Annotated in this window: 1 protein-coding gene; it reads right to left on the bottom strand. The window is 72.5% G+C overall.

The window, feature by feature from the left end; genetic code table 11:
• Window positions 1-1924: condensation domain-containing protein (locus IE212_RS34395; RefSeq protein ID WP_229864726.1), on the bottom strand; the 1924-nt coding region annotated here is incomplete at both ends.

Below are 1924 nucleotides of genomic sequence, written 5' to 3' on the forward strand. Positions count from 1 at the left end.
ACTCAGGCAACGTCGCCGACGCCACCACACGCGCCGTGTCGTTCCACCCCACCAGCACCCGCTCACGCTCGGCGCCGTCGAGAATCTCCAACTCCCCGACACGCCGACCCGGATCAGCCGCCACCGCATCCAGCAACCGCACAAAGCGCCCCGCCAGGTCCTGGGCCGTGCCGTGGTCGAACAGGTCGCTCGCATAGTCGAGCGCACCGCTGATCCCGACCGCCTCGCCGTCCTTGCCGTCCTGCTCGGCCACGGTGAAGGAGAGGTCGAACTTCGCCGCCGCGGTCCCGACCGGCAGGGGGTTGGCCTGCAGGCCGGGCAGGTCGAGCCGGGGCTCGGTGTTGTCGTCCAGGACCAGCATCACCTGGAACAGCGGGTGCCGGGCGAGCGACCTGGCCGGTTCGAGTACCTCGACCAGGTGCTCGAAGGGCACGTCCTGGTGGGCGTAGGCGGACAGGCTGGTCTGGCGGGCACGGGCCACCAGGTCGGTGAAGGCGGGGTTGCCCGAGGTGCTGGTCCGCAGCACGAGGGTGTTGACGAAACAGCCGACCGCCTCGTCGAGCGCTTCGTCGGTGCGGCCCGCGATCGGCGTGCCCAGAGGTATGTCGGTTCCGGCCCCCAGCCTGCTGAGCAGAGCGGCAAGCGCGGCCTGCAGCACCATGAACAGGCTGGCGTCGCAGTCGCGGGCGAGCTCGCGGAGCCGGGCGTGTGCCGTCGCGCCCAGGGCGAACGGCACGCGTCCGCCCTGGTGGCCGGCGACTGCCGGGCGAGGCCGGTCCGCAGGGAGTGCCAGTTCTTCCGGGAGGTCTGCCAGTGCATCGGCCCAGTACGCCGTCTGTCGGGAGATCAGGCTCTCGGGGTCGTCCTCACGTCCGAGGAGATCGTGATGCCACAGGGTGTAGTCCGCGTACTGGACGGGCAGCGGCGCCCACGCCGGGGCCTGACCGGAGCAGCGGGCCGCGTAGGCCTCGGAGAGATCCCGGGCCAGCGGGCCGTTCGACCAGCCGTCCCCGGCTATGTGGTGCAGGACGAGCACCAGCACGTGCTCGTCGGCGCCGAGGGCGAGCAACTCGGCGTGGAACGGTGTCCCACTGGTCAGGTCGAACCGGTGGCCGGCCGCGGCGGTGAGCGCATCGGCGAGCCCCGCTTCGTCCACCTCGCGTACCGGCAGTCCGGGCGCGGCCTGCTCCGCGGCGAGAATCAGCTGACGCGGGGTCCCGTCGACCTCGGGATAGACCGTGCGCAGTACCTCGTGCCGCGTGACCACGTCGGCGAGGGCCGCAAGCAGCGCGGCGTGGTCCACCACGCCCCGCAGGCGCAGCGCGAAGGGCATGTTGTAGGTCGGGCTGGGCCCTTCCAGTTTGTGCAGGAACCACAGCCGGCGCTGCGCGAAGGACAGCGGAAGCACGTCCGGGCGGTGGGCCGCCGCGCGCAGGGCAGGCCGTTCTTCACCCCCGACGTCGATCCGGGCTGCCAGGCCCGCCACCGTGGGCGCCTCGAACAGGTCCCGTACCGAAAGCTCCGCACCGAGCTCGGACCGGATCCTGCTCAGCAGCCGGATCCCCTGCAGCGAGTGGCCACCGAGGGTGAAGAACCCGTCGTCGACGCCGACGTCGGAGACGTCGAGTACCTCTGCGAACAGGCCGGCCAAGGTCTCCTCCGCAGCCGTACGCGGGGCCCGTCCGGACTCCGCCGCGGAAGGGGCGGGCAGGTCCCGGCGGGCCAGTTTCCCGCTCGGGGTGAGGGGCAGCGCGTCCAGGGGCACCACCACGGACGGGATCATGGGCTCCGGCAGCGCACGAGCGGCATACGCCCGCAGCCCGGCCGGATCCGGCACCGCTCCCGGCGCGGCCACCACGTAGGCCACCAGCCGCTGGTCGCCGGGACGGTCCTCCCGCACCACGGCGACGGCATGGGCGACGTC

The organism is Streptomyces djakartensis (assembly GCF_014651075.1).
GTDB lineage: Bacteria > Actinomycetota > Actinomycetes > Streptomycetales > Streptomycetaceae > Streptomyces > Streptomyces djakartensis.